The sequence below is a fragment of the Variovorax fucosicus genome, assembly GCF_030316825.1.
Taxonomy (GTDB): Bacteria; Pseudomonadota; Gammaproteobacteria; order Burkholderiales; family Burkholderiaceae_C; genus Variovorax; species Variovorax fucosicus.
Genome location: NZ_JASZYU010000002.1, coordinates 825,140 through 848,041 on the forward strand (window position 1 = coordinate 825,140; position 22,902 = coordinate 848,041).

General features: G+C 65.8%; 22 protein-coding genes. 11 read left to right on the forward strand and 11 right to left on the reverse strand.

Annotated elements, in window-relative coordinates:
- Positions 1-74: 74 nt before the first annotated feature.
- Together rpoD and dnaG are read right to left on the reverse strand one after the other, a co-directional pair.
- Positions 75-2,387, reverse strand: coding sequence for an RNA polymerase sigma factor RpoD (gene rpoD / locus QTI05_RS16050; RefSeq protein ID WP_286622203.1), 2,313 nt, complete (start codon positions 2,385-2,387; stop codon positions 75-77).
- 261 nt (positions 2,388-2,648) lie between these two features.
- Positions 2,649-4,547, reverse strand: a complete 1,899-nt coding sequence (dnaG, locus tag QTI05_RS16055) for a DNA primase (protein WP_286622205.1) — start codon at positions 4,545-4,547, stop codon at positions 2,649-2,651.
- A 70-nt stretch (positions 4,548-4,617) separates the two neighbouring features.
- On the opposite strand from dnaG, the gene QTI05_RS16060 reads away from it, so the two are divergent.
- Positions 4,618-5,535 (forward strand): YihY/virulence factor BrkB family protein, encoded by a 918-nt coding sequence (locus tag QTI05_RS16060; RefSeq protein ID WP_286622206.1) that lies wholly within the window; start codon positions 4,618-4,620, stop codon positions 5,533-5,535.
- On the opposite strand, the gene QTI05_RS16065 is transcribed toward QTI05_RS16060, so the two are convergent.
- Positions 5,495-6,253 carry a 3-hydroxyacyl-CoA dehydrogenase gene (locus tag QTI05_RS16065; RefSeq protein ID WP_286622209.1) on the reverse strand — a complete coding sequence of 253 codons (759 nt, stop codon included), beginning with the start codon at positions 6,251-6,253 and terminating at the stop codon, positions 5,495-5,497. The two genes, QTI05_RS16060 and QTI05_RS16065, sit on opposite strands and share 41 nt — an antisense overlap.
- A gap of 129 nt (positions 6,254-6,382) precedes the next feature.
- Positions 6,383-6,940, reverse strand: coding sequence for a phasin family protein (locus QTI05_RS16070; RefSeq protein WP_286545929.1), 558 nt, complete (start codon positions 6,938-6,940; stop codon positions 6,383-6,385).
- A gap of 178 nt (positions 6,941-7,118) precedes the next feature.
- On the opposite strand from QTI05_RS16070, the gene QTI05_RS16075 reads away from it, so the two are divergent.
- Positions 7,119-7,565, forward strand: a complete 447-nt coding sequence (locus QTI05_RS16075; protein WP_286622210.1) for an acyl-CoA thioesterase — start codon at positions 7,119-7,121, stop codon at positions 7,563-7,565.
- Between the two features lie 58 nt (positions 7,566-7,623).
- Here the strand turns inward: QTI05_RS16075 and QTI05_RS16080 are convergent, their stop codons facing one another.
- Together QTI05_RS16080 and QTI05_RS16085 are read right to left on the reverse strand one after the other, a co-directional pair.
- Positions 7,624-8,028: a hypothetical protein gene (locus tag QTI05_RS16080; protein ID WP_286545932.1), complete on the reverse strand. Its 405-nt coding sequence runs from the start codon at positions 8,026-8,028 to the stop codon at positions 7,624-7,626.
- 61 nt (positions 8,029-8,089) lie between these two features.
- The gene (locus QTI05_RS16085) at positions 8,090-8,311 is read right to left on the reverse strand and encodes a CsbD family protein (protein WP_286545933.1); all 222 of its coding nucleotides are present in this window, start codon (positions 8,309-8,311) and stop codon (positions 8,090-8,092) included.
- Positions 8,312-8,489: 178 nt separating this feature from the next.
- On the opposite strand from QTI05_RS16085, the gene pncB reads away from it, so the two are divergent.
- The 6 genes from pncB (at position 8,490) to QTI05_RS16115 (ending at position 14,845) form a co-directional block, all read left to right on the forward strand.
- Positions 8,490-9,698 carry a nicotinate phosphoribosyltransferase gene (pncB, locus tag QTI05_RS16090; protein ID WP_286545935.1) on the forward strand — a complete coding sequence of 403 codons (1,209 nt, stop codon included), beginning with the start codon at positions 8,490-8,492 and terminating at the stop codon, positions 9,696-9,698.
- Positions 9,695-11,032, forward strand: coding sequence for a sodium:proton antiporter (locus tag QTI05_RS16095; RefSeq protein ID WP_286622212.1), 1,338 nt, complete (start codon positions 9,695-9,697; stop codon positions 11,030-11,032). The genes pncB and QTI05_RS16095 overlap by 4 nt, the downstream gene beginning before the upstream one ends.
- A 7-nt stretch (positions 11,033-11,039) precedes the next feature.
- On the forward strand, positions 11,040-12,026 hold the full coding sequence (locus QTI05_RS16100; protein ID WP_286622213.1) for a 2-hydroxyacid dehydrogenase: 987 nt from the start codon (positions 11,040-11,042) through the stop codon (positions 12,024-12,026).
- An 11-nt stretch (positions 12,027-12,037) separates the two neighbouring features.
- Positions 12,038-13,396: a DNA recombination protein RmuC gene (locus QTI05_RS16105; protein ID WP_286545938.1), complete on the forward strand. Its 1,359-nt coding sequence runs from the start codon at positions 12,038-12,040 to the stop codon at positions 13,394-13,396.
- Positions 13,393-14,556 (forward strand): MFS transporter, encoded by a 1,164-nt coding sequence (locus tag QTI05_RS16110; RefSeq protein ID WP_444812910.1) that lies wholly within the window; start codon positions 13,393-13,395, stop codon positions 14,554-14,556. The genes QTI05_RS16105 and QTI05_RS16110 overlap by 4 nt, the downstream gene beginning before the upstream one ends.
- Positions 14,557-14,620: 64 nt before the next feature.
- The gene (locus tag QTI05_RS16115) at positions 14,621-14,845 is read left to right on the forward strand and encodes a hypothetical protein (RefSeq protein ID WP_286657828.1); all 225 of its coding nucleotides are present in this window, start codon (positions 14,621-14,623) and stop codon (positions 14,843-14,845) included.
- Here the strand turns inward: QTI05_RS16115 and QTI05_RS16120 are convergent.
- The 4 genes from QTI05_RS16120 to earP form a co-directional block, all read right to left on the reverse strand.
- A complete protein-coding gene (locus tag QTI05_RS16120; protein WP_286545940.1) occupies positions 14,842-15,705 on the reverse strand; it encodes an LOG family protein in 864 nt (287 codons plus the stop codon). The two genes, QTI05_RS16115 and QTI05_RS16120, sit on opposite strands and share 4 nt — an antisense overlap.
- 94 nt (positions 15,706-15,799) lie before the next feature.
- Positions 15,800-16,579 carry a crotonase/enoyl-CoA hydratase family protein gene (locus QTI05_RS16125; RefSeq protein ID WP_286622214.1) on the reverse strand — a complete coding sequence of 260 codons (780 nt, stop codon included), beginning with the start codon at positions 16,577-16,579 and terminating at the stop codon, positions 15,800-15,802.
- 58 nt (positions 16,580-16,637) lie between these two features.
- On the reverse strand, positions 16,638-17,192 hold the full coding sequence (gene efp, locus QTI05_RS16130; protein ID WP_286545942.1) for an elongation factor P: 555 nt from the start codon (positions 17,190-17,192) through the stop codon (positions 16,638-16,640).
- Positions 17,193-17,340: 148 nt separating this feature from the next.
- A complete protein-coding gene (gene earP / locus QTI05_RS16135; RefSeq protein WP_286622215.1) occupies positions 17,341-18,429 on the reverse strand; it encodes an elongation factor P maturation arginine rhamnosyltransferase EarP in 1,089 nt (362 codons plus the stop codon).
- 43 nt (positions 18,430-18,472) lie between these two features.
- Here earP and uvrC point away from each other — a divergent pair, with 43 nt between their 5' ends.
- From uvrC to QTI05_RS16150, 3 genes are read left to right on the forward strand one after another with little or no spacing between them, the layout of a single operon-like run.
- Positions 18,473-20,437, forward strand: coding sequence for an excinuclease ABC subunit UvrC (gene uvrC / locus QTI05_RS16140; RefSeq protein ID WP_286545945.1), 1,965 nt, complete (start codon positions 18,473-18,475; stop codon positions 20,435-20,437).
- A 20-nt stretch (positions 20,438-20,457) separates the two neighbouring features.
- On the forward strand, positions 20,458-21,024 hold the full coding sequence (pgsA, locus tag QTI05_RS16145) for a CDP-diacylglycerol--glycerol-3-phosphate 3-phosphatidyltransferase (RefSeq protein WP_286545946.1): 567 nt from the start codon (positions 20,458-20,460) through the stop codon (positions 21,022-21,024).
- A complete protein-coding gene (locus QTI05_RS16150; RefSeq protein WP_286622216.1) occupies positions 21,021-21,911 on the forward strand; it encodes a DMT family transporter in 891 nt (296 codons plus the stop codon). The genes pgsA and QTI05_RS16150 overlap by 4 nt, the downstream gene beginning before the upstream one ends.
- On the opposite strand, the gene QTI05_RS16155 is transcribed toward QTI05_RS16150, so the two are convergent.
- Positions 21,908-22,873: a LysR family transcriptional regulator gene (locus QTI05_RS16155; protein ID WP_286622407.1), complete on the reverse strand. Its 966-nt coding sequence runs from the start codon at positions 22,871-22,873 to the stop codon at positions 21,908-21,910. The two genes, QTI05_RS16150 and QTI05_RS16155, sit on opposite strands and share 4 nt — an antisense overlap.
- Positions 22,874-22,902: the final 29 nt, after the last annotated feature.

Consider the following 22,902-nt stretch of genomic DNA (forward strand, 5'->3'; position numbering starts at 1 on the left):
TCCAGGTTATTCGACCGAAAAAAAAGCGCCCGCTACGGGCGCTCTCAGTTCGCGCAGCCTGGGGGCGAGCCTGATTACAGCGTATCGATGAAGCTGCGCAGTTTGTCGCTGCGGCTCGGGTGCTTCAGCTTGCGCAGCGCCTTGGCTTCGATCTGGCGGATGCGCTCGCGGGTCACGTCGAACTGCTTGCCGACTTCTTCCAGCGTGTGGTCGGTGCTCATCTCGATGCCGAAGCGCATGCGCAGCACCTTGGCTTCGCGCGGGGTCAGCGAGTCGAGGATATCCTTGACCACGTCGCGCAGGCCCGCCTGCATCGCGGCCTCGATCGGCGCCGTGTTGCTGCTGTCCTCGATGAAGTCGCCCAGGTGCGAATCGTCGTCGTCGCCGATCGGCGTTTCCATGGAGATCGGCTCTTTCGCGATCTTCATGATCTTGCGGATCTTGTCTTCCGGGATCTCCATCTTCGCGGCCAGGATGCCGGCGTCGGGCTCGAAGCCGAACTCCTGCAGATGCTGGCGCGAGATGCGGTTCATCTTGTTGATGGTCTCGATCATGTGCACCGGAATGCGGATCGTGCGCGCCTGGTCGGCAATGGAGCGCGTGATCGCCTGGCGGATCCACCAGGTCGCGTAGGTCGAGAACTTGTAGCCGCGACGGTATTCGAACTTGTCGACCGCCTTCATCAGGCCGATGTTGCCTTCCTGGATCAGGTCCAGGAACTGCAGGCCGCGGTTGGTGTACTTCTTGGCGATGGAGATCACGAGGCGCAGATTGGCCTCGATCATTTCCTTCTTGGCATCGCGCGAGGACGATTCGCCCTCGTTCATGCGCTTGTTGATGTCCTTCAGCTGCGTGAGCGGCACCACCACGCTCGACTGGATGTCGGCCAGCATTTGCTGCAGTTCCTGCACCGGCGGAATGTTGCGGGCCATGACCACGCTCCAGGGCTTGCCGGCCGCGGCCTGCTTTTCGACCCATTTCTGGTTCAGCAGGTTCGACGGGATGCGGTTGCCATGCTTGTCGAAGCCGCTGAAGTCCCGGATGAAGTCTTCCTGCGGGAAGCCGCACTTGTCCACAATGATGCGGCGCAGCTCGCGCTCCTTCTTGCGCACGTTGTCGACCTGGGTGCGCACCATGTCGCACAGCTTCTCGATGGTCTTGGCGGTGAAGCGGATGGTCATCAGCTCGTCCGACAGGGCTTGCTGCGCCTTGGCGTACGCGGGCGTGCCGTAGCCTTCCTTCTCGTAGATCTTGTGGATCTTCTCGAACATCAGGGCCATGCGGTCGAAGCGCTCGAGCGCATCGCGCTTGAGTTCCTCGAGCTTCTTGGTCAGCGCCTTCGAGCCGCCGTTGCCGTCGTCGTCGTCCTCGGCATCGAACTCGTCGAAGTCTTCTTCGGCCACGTAGTCGTCGGCCTCGTTCGGGTTCGAGAAGCCGTCGACGATGGTCGAGATGACGACCTTGCCTTCACGAATCTCGTTGCCCAGGCGCAGGATTTCGGCGATCGTGGCCGGCGAGGCCGAGATCGCTTCCATCATGGCCATCAGGCCGCCTTCGATGCGCTTGGCGATTTCGATTTCGCCTTCGCGCGTCAGCAGTTCGACCGTGCCCATTTCGCGCATGTACATGCGAACCGGGTCGGTGGTGCGGCCGAATTCGCTGTCGACGGTGGACAGGGCGGCTTCGGCTTCTTCTTCGGCTTCTTCGACGGTGGTGGCGGTTGGTGCGGTGTTGTTCAGCAGCAGGGTTTCGGCGTCGGGCGTCTGCTCGTACACCGCCACGCCGAGGTCGTTCAGCATCGTGACCACGACTTCCATGGTCTCGGCGTCGACCAGCTTGTCGGGCAAGTGGTCGGAGATTTCGCCCTGCGTCAGGTAGCCGCGCGTCTTGCCGAGCGTGATCAGCGTCTTCAGGCGCTGGCGGCGCTTGGCCATGTCTTCTTCGGACAGCACGGTCTCGTCGAGGCCGAACTCCTTCATCAAGGCGCGTTCCTTCGCCTTGCTGATCTTCATGCGCAGCGGCTTGACCTTTTCTTCGGTCGATGCGACCACCGGCTCGCCGGCCAGGTCGTCTTCGATGTCCGACAGGTCGATGTCGCTGGTGGGCGCGTCATTGCCGGCCTTGGGCTTGCGGCCGCGCTTGGCGCCGGTGGCGGGTGCGGCAGCGGCGCCGGCGGCCTTGGGCGGGCGGCCGACCTTGCGCGGTGCGGCCGGGGCAGCAGCGACGGCCGTGGCAGCGGTTTTTTTCAGTTCAGCGGTGGCGGGCGATTTCGTGGTCACGGTTTTGGCTTTCTTGGCTGGGGCCGCCTTGGGGGCGGACGCAGCCTTCAACGGCTTCGCCGCGACGGGTTTGGTGACAGACACGGCAGGCTTCTTTGAACTGGGCATACGACCTCGTGGAACAAGAATGAACAAGCGGAATCACAAACGCCAAAAACATTGGCGCTACCTACCCGGCGCAGGCATACAGGGGCGGAGAAGAAAATCTCTCCAACGGCAAGATGTCGGGCGAACATTTGGTGTGCAGTCCTTGCGGTGTATTGACCCGTTTCCCGTTGGGAAGTGCATTGCGCGTGGGGTCGGCCCGGAGGTGCTGCTGTCGCTCTTGCCGTACTAGACAGCCTTACATTATAGCGCGGCGGCCGATTTTCAAGTGCTGTTACGGCCTGCGCGAAGCCTCATTTGCAGTTCGCGTCGGCGTGTTTGCAACGCCCGGTAGCGTTCGATCGCGTGCGGATCGGTGCCGGCGGCCGCGATCGCCTCGCTTTCCTGGGCCTTGAGGTGGTCGTCCAGCATGTAGTCGAGCACGTTGCGCAGTTCGGCCGCGGCGTCTGCCGCCTGGGCCTCGGCGCCGGCATCGACCGGGGCGCCGTCGGGGCCGGTCATCACCCGCTCCGCCAGCGTCTCGAACGGCAGGCCGCGCAGGCCTTCGCGCAGCGCCGCCCAGGGCTGGGCGCCGTGCTCGTGCAACTGGCTGTCGAGCCAGGCAAACAGCTGGCCGTGCGCGCCGGGCAGGTCGCACAGCAGGCCGTGCAGCTCGTGCGAGAGCGTTTCCCATTCCGCCATGTTCGACAGCAGCAGCCGGGCGGCCACGTCGGGTCGGCCCAGCGGCAGCACGCGGCCGCGTGGCGCCGGCGGGGCCGGGGGCCTTTCCTGCCCGTAGCGCCCACCGGACGAGCGCCGGCCGCTATCGTTTTGATAGCGTTGCGGCGCTGCGGGCGCTGGTGCGGCGGTGCGCGGGGCGGCTGCTGGCGGCGCCCACAGCTCGGTCAGCGCCTGCGCGTTCAGTTGCACCAGTCCGGCGATGTCTTCCAGCAGCTGGCGCTTGAGCGCGCCGTCGGGCAGCGCGCTCCAGAGCGGGCGCACGTTGCTGGCCAGGTGTGCGCGGCCTTCGGCGCTGCCGAGGTCGCAGCCCTCGCGCGCCGCTTCGAGCATGAACCGGCTGAGCGGCATCGCCTCGCTCACGAAGCGCGCGAACGCGTCGGCACCGAACTCGCGGATGAAGCTGTCCGGGTCGTGTTCGGCCGGCAGGAACAGGAACTTGACGCTGCGCACATCGCTGGCAAAGGGCAGGGCGCCATCGAGCGCCTTGCGCGCAGCGCGCCGCCCCGCGGCGTCGCCGTCGAAGCTGAAAACGACCGCGTCGGTAAAGCGAAACAGCTTCTGCACGTGCTCGGGCGTGCAGGCGGTGCCCAGCGTCGCCACCGCGTTGGGGAAGCCCAGCTGTGCCAGCGCAACCACATCCATGTAACCCTCGGTCACCAGCGCATAGCCCATGTCGCGCAACGCCGCGCGGGCCTCGAACAGGCCGTAGAGCTCGCGACCCTTGCTGAAGACCGGTGTTTCAGGCGAATTGAGGTACTTGGGCTTCTCGTCGCCGAGCACGCGCCCGCCGAAACCGATGCACTCGCCTTTGACGTTGCGGATTGGGAACATCACGCGGTCGCGGAAGCGGTCGTAGCGCTTGTCCTCGCCGTCTTCGCCGACGATCACCAGCCCGCTTTCGGCCAGCAACGGGTCGTCGTACTCGGGGAACACGCTGGCCAGCGTGCGCCAGCCGGGCGGTGCATAGCCGATGCCGTATTGCCGCGCCACCTCGCCGGAAACGCCGCGGCCCTTGAGGTAGTCGACCGCCGTGGCCGACTGACGCAACTGCTTGCGGTAGGCCTCGCCGGCTTTTTCGAGCACTTCGGACAGCGTGGCCTGCTTCTGGCGTTGGCCGGCGGCGCGGGCCCGCTCCTCGGGCGAGGCGTCGTCTTCGGGCACCTGTAGGCCGTACTGGCCTGCCAGGTCGTGCACCGCTTCGACAAAACCCATGCCGGCGTGTTCCATGAGGAAACCGATCGCGTTGCCGTGCACGCCGCAGCCGAAGCAGTGATAGAACTGCTTGGTCGGGCTGACCGAGAAGGAGGGCGACTTCTCGCCATGGAACGGGCACAGGCCCATGAAGTTGGCGCCGGCCTTCTTCAGCTGCACGTAGCGGCCGACGATTTCCACCACGTCGGCGCGCGCGATGAGTTCCTGGATGAATGAGGGGGGGATGGTCATGTAGGCGGGGAGCGGCAAATGATACGCAAGCCGCCGTGGCCGCAGCGGGCGGCGGCATACTGGCCCGACGATGCGCCGCCTCTTTGCACACGTTACGCCACTGCTGCGCCATCCCCTGCGCTTCGTATGGGAAGCGCTCAAGGCCTTCAAGGCCAACCAGGGCCTGTTGTTGGCTGGCGCGGTGGCCTATTACGCACTGTTGTCGATCGTGCCGTTGCTGATCGTGAGCGTGATCGCGATCTCGCACTTCATGGATCAGCGCGAGTTGCTGGGCACCGTCGGGCGCTACCTCGAGTGGCTGCTGCCGGGGCAGTCGCGCGCGATCGTCACCGAACTGTCGAACTTCATGGCGCACCGCGACGTGCTGGGGCCGGTGCTGCTGCTGACGATGGTGTTCTTCAGCTCGCTCGCCTTTTCGGTGCTCGAAAGCGCGATGGCGGTGATCTTCCACCACCGCAAGGCCCAGCACCAGCGGCACGCGCTGCTCTCGCTCGTGATGCCGTACCTCTACATCCTGAGCCTCTGCATCGGGCTGATGCTGGTGACGCTGGTGTCGGGCGCGCTGCAGCTCATCGGGCAGGAAAGCGTCGAGCTGTTCGGGCGCAGCTGGTCGCTGTCGGGCGTGTCGGGGGTGCTGCTCTACCTGCTGGGGCTGGGCGGCGAGATCTTCATGCTGACCTCGCTGTACCTTGTGATGCCGGTCGGCCGGCTGTCGCTGCGCCACGCGCTGCTGGGCGGCGTGACGGCAGCGCTGCTGTGGGAAGTGACGCGCCGGATCCTGGTCTGGTACTTCTCGACGCTGTCGCAGGTCAACGTGGTGTATGGCTCGCTGACCACCGCGATCGTGGTGCTGCTGAGCCTGGAGATCGCAGCCACGCTGGTGCTGTTCGGCGCCCAGGTGATTGCGCAGTACGAGCGGCTGGATCGCACCGGCAGCGCCAGGGCGCCTACCGCGGCGGAAGCCGGATTGCCCCGTCCAGGCGAATGACCTCGCCGTTCAGCATGTCGTTCTCGATGATGTGCTTGGCGAGCTTGGCGTAATCCTCCGGCGTGCCAAGGCGCGACGGGAAGGGCACGCTCGCGGCCAGTGCGTCCTGCACCTCCTGTGGCATGCCGAACAGCATCGGCGTGCCGAAGATGCCGGGCGCGATCGTCATGTTGCGGATGCCGTTGCGCGCCAGGTCGCGTGCGATCGGCAGCGTCATGCCGACCACGCCGCCCTTGGAGGCCGAGTAGGCCGCCTGGCCCATCTGGCCGTCGTAGGCGGCAACCGAAGCGGTCGAGATCAGCACGCCGCGCTCGCCGGTGGCTTCGGGATCGTTCTTGCTCATGGCTTCTGCGGCGAGCCGGATCATGTTGAAACTGCCGATCAGGTTGACCGTCACGGTCTTGCTGAAAACGGCCAGCGCATGCGCGCCGTTCTTGCCCACGGTTTTCTCGGCCGGCGCGATGCCGGCGCAATTGACCAGGCCCACGAGCTTGCCGAGTTTCAGCGCGGCGGCCACCGCGGCCTGGCCGTCGGCTTCCTGGCTCACGTCGCATTTGACGAACGCGCCCCCGATCTCCTGAGCCACCGCAGCGCCCTTTTCGGCCTGCATGTCCGCCACGACCACCTTGGCCCCGTTGGCCGCCAGCATCCGCGCCGCGCCTTCGCCCAGGCCCGATGCGCCGCCCGTCACGATGAAAACCTTGCCTTCGATCTGCATGAATGAGTCTCCTGCTGTGTGAGCCGGCATTATCGGAGAGCCTGACGCGCATAAAAAAAGGGCCCTGTCCGAAGACAGAGCCCTGAATTGGATCCGGGAGGACCCAAGGAGACAACTTGTAAGGTCTGCTTAGCGCTTGCGCGAAGCGGTTTGAGCGGTGCTCTTGGCAGCGTTCACAGCCGAGGTCGACACGGCGGTGAAGTTGGCTTCGGCAACGTCGGAAGCTTGCTTGACGGCCTTTTGCACCGATTCGAAAGCGTTGTTGGCAGCAGCCACGGCGCTCTTCATCATGGCAACGGCGGTTTCCGAACCGGCCGGGGCATTCTTGGAAGCGCTGTCGACCAGGCCGACGATGGTGGCTTGCGTTTCGGCAGCCTTGGCTTCGAAAGCCTTGGTGAACTCGGCGCCGGTGCCTTGGGCGATGTCGTACAGGTGACGGCTGTAGGCCGTGGTCTTTTCAGCCAGCGGCTGGAACAGGCTGGCTTGCAGCGCGAGCAGTTCCTGCGCATCCTTGACGCTCAGCAGGGCCTGGGCGGTGCCTTGGGCTTCGCTCAGTGCGGCCTTGGAGGCGGTCACGTTCAGTTCGACGAGTTTTTCAACGCCTTCGAAGGCCTTGGTGGTCAGGCCGAACAGGGTTTCAAGATTTGCCTTTTGGGCGGCGAGGAATTGGTCAGCGGTCAGTGCCATAGTGAGCTCCAGATGGGTTGAAAAGAGGTTGACGTTTCGCTGACACCCGCAATTATGTTGCGCTGCAGCATGGCTCGAAGTATAGAACTCTGAGCGAACGAATCAACCCTTTTTTGCTGCGATGCAGCAATCTAGAGGGCATCTTCTAAATGCCGGCCGGCAGGCAGAATGCCGCGCCATGACCCGCGCAGCCACCAAACCAGTCCCCGAACACCGGAGCCACTACCGCGTGTTCCGAACCATTGCAACACGCTGGGCCGACAACGACATGTACGGCCACGTGAACAACGTCGTCTACTACGGCTGGTTCGACACTGCGGTCAACGGGCTGCTGATCGAGCGCGGTGCGCTCGACATCCATCGCGGCGACACCATCGGTTTCGTGGTCGAAACGCAGTGCAACTACTTTGCACCACTGGCCTTTCCACAGACGGTCGAGGCCGGCATCCGGGTCGCCGAAGCCGGCCGTTCCAGCGTGCGCTACGAGATCGGCCTCTTTGCGCAGGGCGCCGAGACGGCCGCGGCACAAGGCCATTTCGTCCATGTGTATGTCGACCGCGTGAGCCAGCGTCCGGTGCCGCTGCCTGCGCCGCTGGCCGAGGTCGTGCAATCGCTCAAGCGCTGACATCCCACGAAAAACGGCGCCCGCAGGCGCCGTTTCGGTCAACGGGCGTGCAGCCCGATCACATCTTCTTCATGGCCTTGATGTCGGCCTTGCCCTTGGCCTCGTCGGCCTTGGCTTGCTTAACGCAGGCGCTCTTGGCGTCGCCGGTCTGGTCGTCGCACTTTTCCTTGGCAACGGCGTAGGTCGCATCGACCTTCTCTTCGGCCACCTTCCTCTTGTGGCTGTCGCTCGGCTTGTACTGCTGTTCGAGTTCGGCCTTGGCCACCTTTTCGGTGCCCTTGGCCTCCTTGTCGCAGACATCCTTCGCGTTGTCCTTCAGCGTGTCGCACTTGGCCTTGGCGACCTTGTAGTCGGCCTCGATCTTTTCCTTGGCAACCTTGTATTCGTCCTTGGTCATCGCGCTGGCGTGCGTGACCATGAAGCAGGACGAAGCGATCGCGAGCATGAGCAGGTGTTTTTTCATTTGAGTTGCCCTCGTTGAGTTGTGAAGTCGATTTCAGTGAATGAGAACGCAGGCCGAAAAGTCAGGACTTCTCGAAGAAGTAGTCGGGGTTGCGCTTTTCCCAGTCGGCCACCTGCTTTTCAGCTTCGTCCTTGCTGATGCCATGGCGTTCCTGGATGCGGCCGAGCAGCTGGTCGCGCTTGCCGGCAATGACGTCGAAGTCGTCATCGGTCAGCTTGCCCCATTGCTCCTTGACCTTGCCCTTGAGCTGTTTCCAGTTGCCTTCCACGGTGTCTTTGTTCACGGCGATCTCCTTCGTTGCGGTTGAGCCGTCGGCAATTTGCCGGCGTGAACGCAATGTGGCCGTGCGCTGGCGAAGCCGCAGTAGGACGCGCCGGGAAGGGGGCGTAGGCACCGGCCGACGCATGTCGTGATACGCCGCGATAATGGCGCGGGACAACGGGAACACGCGGTATTTGCCAATGATCATTCACAGCCTGCTCGACACCGACCTCTACAAGTTCACGATGATGCAGGTGGTGTTGCACCACTTTCCCGGTGCACGCGTCGAGTACCGCTTCAAGTGCCGCAACCCCGGCGTCGACCTTGCGCGCTTCGCCGGACAGATCCGCGAAGAGGTGCGGCACCTGTGCTCGTTGCAGTTCAAGGAACCCGAGCTGACCTACTTGCGCTCGATGCGCTTCATCAAGAGCGACTTCGTCGATTTCCTTGGCCTGTTCCGGCTCAACGAGAAGTACATCGACATCGTGCCGCAGGCCAGCGGCGAACTCGAGATCCGCATCAAGGGCCCGTGGTTGCACACCATCCTGTTCGAGATCCCGGTGCTGGCGATCGTCAACGAGGTCTATTTCCGCAACACGCAGCCGCAGCCCGACCTGGCGGAAGGCCGGCGCCGACTCGAAACCAAGATCGGGGAGTTGCGCGGCAACGGCCTCACGGATCTCAAGATTGCCGACTACGGCACGCGCAGGCGTTTCTCCAAGGAGTGGCATGAAGAAGTGCTGCGCACCCTGAGCGCCCGGCTCGGCGCGGTGACGGTGCCGGCACGCGTTGGCGAGCGCAGTCCGCAATTTGCCGGCACCAGCAACGTGCTCTACGCGATGAAGCTCGGGCTGATTCCGCTGGGCACCATGGCGCACGAGTACCTGCAGGCCTGCCAGGCACTGGGCCCGCGGCTGCGCGACAGCCAGGTGTTCGGCTTCGAGATGTGGGGCCGTGAATACCGCGGCGACCTCGGCATCGCGCTGTCCGATGTGTACGGCATGAGCGCGTTCCTGCGCGACTTCGACCTGTTCTTCTGCAAGCTGTTCGACGGCTCGCGCCACGACAGCGGCGACCCGTTCCAGTGGGGCGAGCGCATGCTGGCGCACTACGTGGCGAACCGCGTCGACCCGCGCACCAAGACGCTGATCTTCAGCGACGGACTGACGGTGCCGCGCACCATCGAGCTCTACGAACAGTTCCGTGGCCGCTGCCAGCTGGCGTTCGGCATCGGCACCAACCTCACCAACGACCTCGGCTACGAGCCGCTGCAGATCGTCATCAAGATGATCCGCTGCAACGACCAGCCGGTGGCCAAGCTCTCTGACACGCCGTCGAAAAACATGTGCGAGGACGAGAAGTACCTCGCCTACCTGCGCCAGGTGTTCGAGATCGAGACGCCGGCATGAATGGTGCGGAGGTCTCGCCCCTGTGGGGCGTTCCCTTTGCAGGCATCCTGCTGTCGATCGCGCTGATGCCGCTGCTGGTGCCGTCGTTCTGGCACCGCCATTACGGCAAGGTCGCAGCCGCCTGGGGCCTTGCGTTCCTGCTGCCGTTCGCGATGCAGTTCGGCGTGCCCGCGGCCTCGCATGAGCTGGTGCATGCGCTGCTGGCCGAATACATCCCGTTCATCGTCCTCCTGACGGCGCTGTTCACCGTGGCCGGCGGCATCCACATCCGCGGCAACCCGCACGGCGCACCCGGGCTCAACACGGCCATCCTCGCCATCGGCGCGGTGCTTGCGAGTTTCATGGGCACCACGGGCGCCTCGATGCTGCTGATCCGCCCGCTGATCCGCGCCAACGACAACCGCATCCACAAGGCGCACGTGGTGGTGTTCTTCATCTTCATCGTGTCGAACGCAGGTGGCGCGCTCACGCCACTGGGCGACCCGCCGCTGTTCCTCGGTTTCCTCAAGGGCGTCGATTTCTTCTGGACGCTGAAGAACATCCTGCCCGACACCCTGTTCGTGGTCGGCGTGCTGCTCGCGCTGTTCTGGCTGATCGATAGTCACTACTACCACAAGGAAGGCGTGCTACCGGTCGATCCGACGCCCGACACGCAACGCATCGGCTTCGACGGTGCGGCCAACTTCTGGCTGCTGGGCGGCGTGCTGCTGCTGGTGCTGGTCAGCGGCTTCTGGAAGTCGGCCGTGGTGTTCGAGGTGTTCGGCACGCCGGTCGGTTTGCCGGGCGTCGTGCGCGACGTGGGCCTCGTCGCCCTCACGCTGCTGTCGCTCAGGATCACCCCCGGCGAGGTGCATGCCGACAACCAGTTCGCGTGGGGCCCGATGGCCGAGGTGGCCAAGCTGTTCGCGGGCATCTTCCTGACCATCATTCCGGTGATCGCGATGCTCAAGGCCGGCACGCAGGGACCGTTCGGCGCAGTGGTGTCGGCCGTCACGCGGCCCGACGGCCAGCCCGATCCGGCCATGTATTTCTGGGCCACCGGCATCCTGAGCTCGTTCCTGGACAATGCACCCACCTACCTGGTGTTCTTCAATACCGCCGGCGGCGATCCGCAGGCGCTGATGACCACCTACGCCAGCACGCTCGCCGCGATCTCGGCCGGCGCCGTGTTCATGGGAGCCAACAGCTACATCGGCAACGCGCCGAACCTGATGGTCAAGGCCATCGCCGAGGACCGCGGCGTGAAGATGCCGAGCTTCTTCGGGTTCATGGCCTGGTCGGGCTTCATCCTGGTGCCGCTGTTCATCCTCACCACCCTGATCTTCTTCCGCTGAAACAACAATGACCAAACCCAAGGTACTCGTCGCCCGCGCGATCTTCCCTGAAACCATCACCCGGCTCGAACAGCACTTCGAGGTCGAATCGAATCAGACCGACGCGGCCTGGTCGAAGGCCGAACTGATCGCGAAGCTGCAGGGCAAGCAGGGCGCGTTCACCACCGGCAGCGAGCGCATCGACGCCGAACTGCTCGACGCCTGCCCGGATCTGAAGATCTGCGCCAACATGGCCGTGGGCTACAACAACTTCGACGTCGACGCCATGACCGCGCACGGCGTGCTCGGCACCAACGCGCCCGATGTGCTCACCGAAACCACGGCCGATTTCGGCTTCGCGCTGCTGATGGCCACCGCGCGCCGCATCGCCGAGAGCGAGCATTACCTGCGCGCCGGCCAATGGACGAAATGGGCCTACGACATGTTCTCCGGCTCCGACATCCACGGCAGCACGCTCGGCATCATCGGCATGGGCCGCATCGGGCAGGGCATCGCGAAGCGCGGCGCCCACGGCTTCGGAATGAAGGTGATCTATCACAACCGGTCGCGCCTTGACGCCGGGCTCGAGGCCGAATGCAAGGCCGGCTACGTGAGCAAGGACGAACTGCTCAGGACAGCCGACCATGTGGTGCTGGTGGTGCCCTACAGCCCGGCTTCGCACCACACCATCGGTGCTGCCGAGCTCGCGCTCATGAAGCCGACCGCGACGCTGATCAACATCGCCCGCGGAGGCATCGTCGACGACGCAGCGCTGGCCGTCGCACTGCGCGAGAAGCGCATCGCTGCCGCCGGCCTCGACGTGTTCGAGGGTGAGCCCAAGGTGCATCCCGACCTGCTGACCGTGCCGAACGTGGTGCTCACGCCCCATATCGCCAGCGCGACCGTGCCCACACGCCGTGCCATGGCCGACCTCGCGACTGACAACCTCATCGGCTTTCTCACGCAGAAAAAGGCGCTCACGCCCGTCAATCCTGCGGTGCTGGCCACCCGATAGATCGCAGACACGTGCCTACCAACGAACTGGGGCTCTGGGCCCTGCTGGGCCTCGCGGCCCTGAACTTCATCCTCGTCCTGTGGCTGTTGCTGCGCAAGCCGGCGTCCGATCGGCATGCAGAACTTGTCGCGGCCCTGGCATCGGGCAACGAAAGCACGGCGCGCACGCTGCGCCAGGAAGTCGGCGAATCGTCGCGCGCCACGCGCCAGGAGCTCGGCCAGAACTTCGCGAGCTTCCAGGCTGCACTGGTGCAGCAGGGCGCGGAGGCCACCCGCACGCAGAACGCGCAGATCGACGCCTTTGCGCAGCAACTCACGCTGCTGCAGAAGACGCTGGCCGACACGCTCAACACGCAGTTGCAGGGCCTGAGCGAATCGAACGCACGTCGCCTGGCCGAAGTGCGCATGACCATGGAGACGCAGCTCGCGCAATTGCAGCAGACCAACTCGGCCAAGCTCGACGAGATGCGCAAGACGGTCGACGAAAAGCTGCAGAGCACGCTCGAAGCGCGGCTCGGCGAAAGCTTCAAGCAGGTGGCCGACCGCCTGGAGCAGGTGCACAAGGGCCTGGGCGAGATGCAGACGCTGGCGCAGGGCGTGGGCGACCTCAAGCACCTGCTGACCAACGTCAAGATGCGCGGCATCTTCGGTGAAGCGCAGCTCGGCGCCTTGCTCGAACAGGTGTTTGCGGCGGAGCAATACGCGGCCCAGGTGGTCACGCGGCCCGGCACGCGCAACACGGTCGACTTTGCGATTCGCCTGCCGGGCCGCAAGGCCGATGGCGAGCCGCTGTGGCTGCCGATCGATGCCAAGTTTCCCAACGAAGACTACGAGCGCCTGCTCGACGCCCAGCAGCGCGCCGATCCGGTGGCCGCCGAACTCGCGGGCCGTGCGCTCGAAACCCGCATCTGGCTCGAGGCGCGATCGATCGAAGAGAAGTACATCGAGCCACCGAACACCACCGACTTCGCGATCCTGTTCCTCCCCACCGAAGGCCTCTACGCCGAGGTGTTGCGCCGCCCGGACCTGATGCAGGGCCTGCAGCGCAAGCACCGCGTCACGCTGGCAGGCCCGACCACGCTGCTGGCCATCCTCAACTCGCTGCAGATGGGCTTTCGCACGCTGGCACTCGAGAAGCGGTCGAGCGAGGTCTGGCAGGTGCTGGGTGCGGTCAAGGCCGAGTTCAGCAAGTTCGGCGACGTACTTTCGAAAGTCAAGGCGCAGACCCAGACCGTGCTCAACACGCTGGATCAGGCGCAGACCCGCAGCAACGTCATGCACCGCGCGCTCAAGCAGGTCGAGGCGCTGCCGGAGGCGCAATCGCAAGCCTTGCTGCCGCCCGCGGGCAGCGAGGACGACGCAGCCCTGTGACGCCTGAACTGCTGCGCCTGATTCTTGCGCAGGTGTGCCTGCATGCCGCCATGACCGGCACCCGGCTCGCGGCGCCGTTGCTGGCGCTGCAGCAGGGTTACAGCGCTGCTGCAGTGGGCGTGATGCTTTCGCTGTTCGCGCTCACGCAGGTCTTCCTCGCCTTGCCGACGGGGCGCTTCGCCGACCGGCACGGGCTGCGCCTGCCGTTGTCGATCGCAGTGGGCGCGGCCACGAGCGGCGCGGCGCTGGCTGCTGCATTCCCCGTGTTCCCGGTGTTCTGCCTTGCTGCGCTGCTGACCGGCGGTGCGACCGGTATCGCGGTGATCACGCTGCAGCGCCATGTGGGTCGCGCGGCGGCCAACCCGACACAGCTCAAGCAGGTGTTCAGCTGGCTGGCGATCTCGCCCGCCGCCGCCAACTTCGTCGGGCCGTTCGCCGCGGGCCTGCTGATCGACCACGCCGGCCCCACCCCCGGGGCAATGGTCGGCTACCGGGTGGCATTCGGTCTGGCGGCGCTGCTGCCGCTGGTCTGCTGGCTGCTCGCGCGCGGGGCCACGGAGCTGCCGATCACGCCGCCGCCACCCGGCGCGCCCAAGCCGCGCGCCTGGGATCTGCTCGGGCAGCCGATGTTTCGTCGCTTGCTGTTCGTCAACTGGCTGCAGTCGGCCTCCTGGGACGTGCACACCTTCGTGCTGCCGATCCTGGGGCATGAACGGGGACTCAGTGCATCGGTGATCGGCTCGATCCTCGGCGCGTTCGCCGTGGCTGCGGCGGGCATCCGCGTGGTGTTGCCGATCGTCGCCTCGCGCTTGAGCGAACGCAGCGTGATCACGGTGTCGAACGTCATCACCGCGCTGGTGTTCGCCGTCTATCCGCTCATGTCGTCGGCGCTCGGCATGGGCGCCTGTTCGGTGATGCTGGGCATCGCGCTGGGCGCGGTGCAGCCGATGGTCATGAGCATGCTGCACCAGATCACGCCGCACGAACGCCATGGCGAAGCGCTGGGGCTGCGCGTGATGACGCTCAATGCGTCGAGCGTCGCGATGCCGATGCTGTTCGGCGCCGCGGGTGCATTGATCGGGGTTGCGGGCGTGTTCTGGGTGGTCGGCGGCGTGGTGGCTGCCGGAACGCGCGCGGTATGGGGGCTGCGCGCGCCCTGAATTTGTCGGTGTGTGCGTGCGTTGCCGAACAGACGCATGCGCCGGGGGTGCGCAGAGTCGGGCAATGAAAGCGACTCCAGCGATGACATTGCGCCGCACATTGACCATCGTTGCAGGCGTGCTGCTCGGCATGGCCTTTTGCGGGCTGGCGCTCGCCTTCGCCGATGGCCAGTTCGACGACGGCCCAGCGCCGTTCAACTTTGGCGACCTGATGCTCGTGGCATCAGTCAGCTTCGTCGTGGTGTCCCATGTGCTGGTGGTGGCGACGCTGATCCAGCGGCCGTCCTAGAGCTTGTAGAAGCGCTTGATCGCGTCCCACGCGTCGGCCGGCGCGTCGACGTACTCGAACAGCTTCACGTCGCCGGGCGAGATCACGCCTTCCTCGACCAGGAAATCGAAGTCGAGCAGCTTCTTCCAGTAGTCGGTGCCGAACAGCACGATCGGCACCGGTTTCGACTTCTTCGTCTGCACCAGCGTGATGACCTCGAACAGCTCGTCGAGCGTGCCGAAGCCGCCCGGGAATGCGACCAGCGCCTTCGCACGCATCATGAAATGCATCTTGCGGATCGCGAAGTAGTGGAACTTGAAACTCAGCGCCGGCGTGACGTAGGGGTTGGCCTCTTCTTCCATCGGCAGCGCGATGGCCAGGCCGATGTTGAGGCCGCCGCCTTCGTACGAACCGCGGTTGGCGGCCTGCATGATGCCGGGGCCACCGCCGGTGCAGATGAAGAGCTGGTCTTCCGGATCCTTGGCCTTGCTGTACTCGGCCACCATCTTGCTGAAGCTGCGGGCCTCTTCGTAATAGTGCGAGCCGCGCGCCAGGCGCTTGAGGCGCTCGAGCGCCACCGCGTCGCCGGCCGCTTCGGCCTGGGCGATCAGTGCATCGGACTCTTCCTTGCTGCGAAAGCGCGCGCTGCCGAACACCACGACGGTGTTCTCGATGCCATGGGCGCGCATCTCGATGTCGGGTTTCATCAGTTCGAGCTGCATGCGCAGGCCACGGGTTTCGCGCCGCAGCAGGAACTCAGGGTCGGCAAAGGCCAGGCGGGACGGATCTGGGTCGAGCGGAAGGCCCTTGTCCGAATGTGCCTGCAGCGTGGCCCAGGCGTCGGCCAGGCGTTTGTCGTGAAGGTCGTGGATCTTGTTCATGGTGTCCGGATTGTGGATGCGCAAAGTGTCAGGGGACAAAGCAGGATAGGGGCCAGCTCGGGTGCTCTTGAGACTGCGCGCTGGCCGACGAAGTCTAGAAGCTCCCGTGCCGCCCCGCACCCTGCACGAAACGCGCGGCACCCGCTGCGCCTTCGGCCGCGACGATCGGCGCGCCGAGACGGCCTTCCTGCCGCAGTGCGTCGTTCAGAGGCAAGTCCCACTGTGCGTAGGCGGATGCGCGGTCGGTCAGCATGCACTGCTGCGGAAAGGCCGCGATCTCGCGCGCCAGTTGCTCGGCGGCTTGACGCGACCTGCCGTCGGGCACCACGCGGTTCACGAGGCCCATCGCGAGCGCCTCGTCGGCCAGGACCGCGCGCCCGGTCAGGATCAGGTCGAGTGCACGCCCCATGCCGACGATGCGTGGCAGCCGCACGGTGCCGCCGTCGATCAGCGGGACGCCCCAGCGCCGGCAGAACACGCCGAACACCGCACTCTGCTCGGCCACGCGCAGGTCGGCCAGCAGCGCGAGTTCGAGCCCGCCTGCGACGGCATGGCCACCGATGGCGGCGATCAGCGGCTTGCGCAGTGCCATGCGGGTGGGGCCCATCGGCCCGTCGCCGCCGCCTTCGGGGTCGACCTCGTTACGGCGCGCCGGGTCGCTCACGGCACCGAGGTCAGCCCCCGCGCAGAACACACCGTTCTCGCCCCAGAGCACGGCCACGCGCTGGCTGTCGTCCGCCTCGAAGCGCATGAAGGCGTCGCGCAGGGCTTCGGCGGTCTGGCGGTCGACTGCGTTGCGTTGTTTCGGGAGGCTCAGCACGATGGTGCTGATCGGGCCATCGGTTTCGGTGCGGACAGAGGCGGCTTGGTTCATGCCCGCAGCGTACGAAAAAAAAGCTCCCGAGGGAGCTTTTTATCGAGGCCGGCTGTGCTCAGACGCGCTTGCGGTATTCGCCGGTGCGCGTGTCGATTTCGATCTTGTCGCCCTGGGCCACAAACAGCGGCACCGGCACTTCGAAACCGGTGGAGATCTTGGCGGGCTTGAGCACCTTGCCCGAGGTGTCGCCCTTGACGGCCGGCTCGGTCCAGGTGATTTCGCGCTCGACGCTGGTCGGCAGTTCGACCGAGATGGCCTTGCCGTCGTAGAACACCACTTCGACCGGCATGCCGTCTTCGAGGTAGTTGAGCGAGTCGCCCATGTTCTCGGCTTCGACTTCGTACTGGTTGTACTCGGTGTCCATGCAGACGTACATCGGGTCGGCGAAGTAGGAGTAGGTGCACTCCTTCTTTTCGAGCACGATCTGGTCGATCTTGTCGTCGGCCTTGAACACCTGCTCGGTGTTGAAGTTGGCGATCAGGCTCTTGAGCTTCATGCGCACGGTGGCGGAGTTGCGGCCGCCGCGGCTGTATTCGGTCTTGAGCACGACCATCGGATCCTTGCCGTGCATGATGACGTTGCCGGCGCGGATTTCTTGAGCGATTTTCATATCAGGGTCTTTGGGTCACTGGATGTTCTGCCGCTCGGTGCGGCGACAGGCCCTGGGCCTGAAGCCGCATTTCCCCGCGGCGGGTTCAGCGGAAAGGCAAGAGGGGTTCACATGAAACCCCGGCCCGAAATCCGCAAAGCCCCCGATTTTAGCTTTTTTGGGCGACGAACCGGCGCAATAGCGTGGCGAGATCGTCCTGCGCCAGCAGTCGCGTGCGCGCCGCCTGCACCGCATCGCGCCATTCCGCGAGGGTCGCTGCGTCCGGAACAGGCAGGGCGCCGTCCTCGAAGCCGTTCCAGATCCGGTGAAAGCGCCGAAGCGACGGCGGGGCCGCCAGCCAGTCCAGAAAGGCCTCGAGCTTGACGTGGTGGGCGTCGTCGTCCTGCGGGTAGATTTGCCAGACCAGTGGCGCGCCGGCCCAGAGCGCACGCACCAGCGAATCCTCGCCGCGCACGAAATTCAGGTCGCCGCTCCAGAGCAGGCAGTCGAATTCGGGCTGGGTCAGGGCGGGCAGCCAGGTGATCGGGAGCGCATCGGACGCTCGCCGCAGGCCCGGCGCCTGCAGTGCAGCGCGCACGGCTGCCGCGGGGCGCCCCGCCGCGACCAGCAACTGCGCGGGGTTGGAAGCGTCCTTGAGCGTGGTCAGCAACGCGCGCAGCGCCGGCGGCTCGTAGCAGAACAGCGGCCACACCGGCCCTCCGTGCCACGCAATACCTTGCGCTGCGAGCCAGGCCGCGCGGTCGAAGCCGGCGCGTGTTTCGACCAGGCCGGCTTCGCGCAGCAGGCCGCCGGTGCGCTCGGTGAAGCCGGGATAGAAGAAATGCTTGGTCAACCCTTCGCCGGGTCCGCGGAACACCGGCGAAGGCAGCCCGTGCAGGCGCTCGACATACGGTTCGGCGGACAGGTACTCCAGATTGATCCATGCGCCTTTTCGGCCGCTGGCACCCGAGCGACGGGCGAAGCGTGCTATCAATTCAGGAGCGGGGTCGCAGCCGAAGGCTTCAATCAGGACGTCCGGCGCGGCTACCGCCACGGCGCTGCCGATGGCGTCCGGATCGCGCCAGTCGATCACATCGACGCCTGGCTGGCCAGCGGGCGCCATCCACTGCAGCGCGGCGCCGTCGTCGACCCACAGCCGTACGCGGTCGCCTTGCGTCGCCAGCTGACAGGCCAGCCGCCAGCAGACGCCGAGATCGCCATGGTTGTCGATGACCCTGCAGAAGATGTCCCAGTGCATCGCGGCGACTCTACCTTCGGGAGCCCGCGCCACAATAGCCGCCATGTCAGACGTGCATTCCGATCAACTGCTCAGCGAAGTCGCGGCCCTGCCGCAATTGCCGGGCGTCTACCGCTACTTCGATGCGGCCGGCGCGGTGCTCTATGTGGGCAAGGCGCGCAACCTGAAGAAGCGGGTTGCCAACTACTTCCAGAAGAGCCACGGCGGCACGCGCATCGGCCACATGATCAGCAAGATCGTGCGCATGGAGACGACCGTGGTGCGCTCCGAGGCCGAGGCGCTGCTGCTCGAGAACAACCTCATCAAGACGCTCAAGCCGCGCTACAACATCCTGTTTCGCGACGACAAGAGCTACCCCTACCTGAAGATCGCGTCGCACCAGTTTCCACGGCTCGCGTACTACCGCGGCTCGGTCGACAAGAAGCACCGCTACTTCGGCCCGTACCCGAGCGCGTGGGCGGTGAAGGAATCGATCCAGCTGCTGCAGAAGGTGTTCAAGCTGCGCACCTGCGAAGACACGGTGTATGCCAACCGCACCCGGCCCTGCCTGCTGTACCAGATCAAGCGCTGCACCGGCCCGTGCGTCGGCTACATCACGCCCGAGGCCTACGCGCAGGACGTGGCCAATGCCGAGGCGTTCCTGCAGGGCGATACGCAACTGGTGCTGCGAACGCTCGAAGACCGCATGACGGCGCATGCCGAAAAGCTGGAATTCGAGCAGGCCGCCGAGCTGCGCAACCAGATGTCGGCGCTGTCGCGCGTGCTGCATCAGCAGTCGATCGAGATCGCATCCGACAAGGACGTTGACATCCTCGCGGTCAAGGTGCAGGGCGGCAAGGCATGCGTGAATCTCGCGATGGTGCGGGGCGGGCGGCATCTGGGCGACCGTGCCTACTTTCCCGTGCACGTGGAGGACGCGGCGCAGATTCGCCATGGCGAGCTCGACGACGCCGAAGACGGCAGCAAGCCCGCGATGGCGGACGCCATCGAAGTGCAGGTGCTCGAAGCCTTCATCGCGCAGCACTACATCGATGTGCCGGTGCCGGCCACGCTGGTGCTGAGCGAACAGGTGAGCCGCGAACTGATCGAGGCCGTGTCGCAGCAAGCCGGCACGCGCATCACGGCGGTTTTCCAGCCGCACGAGCAGCGTCGCCACTGGCTCGAGATGGCGCAGACCAACGCTGGCCTGCAACTGGCCCGGTTGCTTGCCGAAGAAGGCTCGCAGCAGGCGCGCACGCGTGCGCTGGTCGATGCGCTCGAACTCGCGCCCGACGACCTCGACAGCCTGCGCATCGAATGCTTCGACATCTCGCACACGGCGGGCGAAGCGACGCAGGCCTCGTGCGTGGTGTTCGAGCACCATGCCATGCAGAACCGCGAGTACCGGCGCTACAACATCGAAGGCATCACGCCGGGCGACGACTACGCGGCGATGCGGCAGGTGCTGACCCGGCGCTATGCGCGGCTGGCCGAGGCGATGGCCGCCGAAACCGATGCGCCGACGGCCGGCGACGCCAACGGCGTCGGCGCCGACGCGCCGGTCAACACCAAGGCCGCGCGCATGCCCGAACTGGTGCTGGTGGACGGGGGCAAGGGGCAGGTGTCGATGGCGCGCGAGGTGTTCAGCGAGCTCGGGCTGCCGCTATCGCTGATCGTCGGCGTCGAGAAGGGCGAGGGCCGCAAGGTCGGCCTCGAGGAACTGGTGTTCGCCGACGGACGCGACAAGGTCTACCTGGGCCGCGACTCGGCCGCGCTGATGCTGGTGGCGCAGATCCGTGACGAGGCGCACCGTTTCGCGATCACCGGCATGCGGGCCAAGCGGGCCAAGGTGCGCGTGGGCGGGAGCCAGCTCGAGGACATCCCCGGCATCGGGCCCAAGCGCCGCGCCCGCCTGCTGCAACGCTTCGGCGGCATTCGCGGCGTTGCCTCGGCCAGCGTGGAAGACATCGCGTCGGTCGACGGCATCGCGGCCGACCTGGCCGAAGAGATCTACCGGGCCCTTCACTGAACCAAGTCACAATCAGCCGCATGTTCTGGACGCTTCCCACCATCATGACCTGGACGCGCATCGTCGCGATCCCCCTGATCGTCGGTGTGTTCTACCTGCCCATCGCGGAGCCGATGCGCAATCTCATCGCCACGGTGATGTTCATCGTGTTCGCGGCGACCGACTGGCTCGACGGCTACCTGGCCCGCAAGCTCAACCAGACATCGGCGTTCGGCGCCTTTCTCGATCCCGTGGCGGACAAGTTCCTGGTCTGTGCGTCCTTGCTCGTGCTGGTGCATCTGCAGCGCGCCGACGTGTTCGTGGCGCTGATCATCATCGGCCGCGAGATCGCGATTTCCGCGCTGCGCGAATGGATGGCGCAGATCGGCGCAGGCAAGAGCGTGGCAGTGCACATGATCGGCAAGGTCAAGACCGTCGTGCAGATGGTCGCGATTCCGTTCCTGCTGTTCAACGGCAAGCTGTTCGGCGTGATCGACACCGGCGTCTGGGGCCAGTGGCTGATCTGGATCTCGGCCGTGCTCACGGTCTGGTCGATGGTTTACTACCTGCAGAAGGCGATTCCCGAAATTCGGGCCCGGGCGAAATGACGGCAGACGGCCGCGCGGCCGCATGGCTGCGCCTGATGCCTGCGGTGTTCGTGCTGATCTGGAGCACCGGCTTCATCGTCGCGCGCTATGGCATGCCGTACGCGCCGCCCCTCAAGTTTCTCGCGGTGCGCTATGCGCTGTCGCTGCTGTGCTTCGGCCTGTGGGTGGCGGCGACGCGCGTGGCCTGGCCGGAGCGGCGGGCGCAGTGGCTTCACCTCGCCGTCACCGGCATCCTGATGCAGGCCGGGTACCTGGGCGGCGTGTGGGCCGCGGTCAAGGCCGGCATGGGCTCCGGACTGATCGCGCTGCTGGTCGGCATTCAGCCGGTGCTGACGGCGGTATGGATGTCGATGCACGGCGGGACCATCACAAAGCGCCAGTGGGCCGGCCTCTTGCTCGGTTTCGCCGGGCTGGTGCTGGTGGTGTCGCGCAAGCTCGGCCAGGGCGGCGAGGTCAATGCGCTGACGATGGGGCTGGCGGTGTTTGCGCTGCTGTCGATCACCGCCGGAACGCTCTACCAGAAACGCTTTGTCGCGCCCTGCGATGTGCGCAGCGCCAGCGCGGTGCAACTGGCAGCGGCGCTCGTGGTGACCTTGCCGTTTGCGCTGTTCGAGACCGGTGCGATCGTGTGGAATGCCGCAGTGGTCGGCTCGATGGCCTGGGCGGTGCTGGCACTGTCGCTGGGCGGCGCATCGTTGCTCTACATGCTGATCCAGCGCGGCACCGCGACGGCCGTGACCAGTCTGTTGTACCTGGTGCCGCCGTGCACCGCAGTGATGGCATGGCTCCTGTTCGATGAACCGATCACGCTGGTGACGCTCGCCGGCATCAGCCTGACCGCGGTGGGGGTCAGCCTGGTGGTGCGCAGCGCCGCGCCGCCGTCCTAGGCTGTGGCGCGCCGCGGCTTCGGTCGGGCTGGCGCCTCGCGCTTCCACGGCTCGGCGCGAAACGCCTCCACCAGAAAGTCGATCAAGAGGCGCACGCGGCGCGGCGTCTTCGGCCGCCACGGCGCAACCCAATGGATGTCGGCCTCGGGCATGGTGTATTGCGGCAGCACGCGCACCAGTTCGCCCGATGCGAGCTGCGGTGCGATGTCCCACAGGCTGCGCAACATGATGCCGCGGCCGTCGAGGCACCAGTCACGCACCATTTCGCCGGAGTTGCTGGCGAGCGCGCCCTGGACGCGGATGCGCGCGGTGCTGCCGTCGCGCGCATGGCGCAGCGTCCAGAGGTCGAACGGACGCGGCTGCGCGCTGCCGTTCTCGCGTGCCACCAGGCAGTCGTGCGCGGCCAGCGCCGGCAGATCCGCAGGCAGGCCGTGCCGTTGCAGATAGGCAGGTGATGCAGCCAGCACACGCTGGTTGCGCGCGATGCGTCGCGTGACCCAGTCGCTCGCATGCCTGTTCTGCACGCTCCAGAGCCAGATCGCGCCGTCGTAGCCCTCGGCCCCGAGGTCGGGCAATTGCTCGGTGAGCTGCAGCTCGACCTGCAGGGCAGGGTGCAGGGCCTGAAAAGCGGCCAGTGCCGGCCCGACCCAGCGCCGGCCGAAGCCGAAGGTCGCAGCAAGCCGCAGGGTGCCGCTCAATGCGTTCTGGCGTTCGGCCAGCTCGGCTTCGAGCGCGGCAAAGCGGTCGAGCAGGCCGTCGGCATGCTGGCAGAGCGCCTCGCCTTCCGTGGTAAGGCTCAAGCGGCGCGTGGTGCGCTCGAACAGACGCTGACCCAGTTGTGTCTCGAGCGCGCCGAGCCGCTTGGTGATCACCGAAGGCACGACGCCGAGCGCGAGCGCCGCGCCCGCCAGACTCCCGTGACCGCGAATGGCCTGCATGAGCTCCAGATCGCCGCGATCGATTCGTGCCATAAGGGAAATTATAGGTTGAT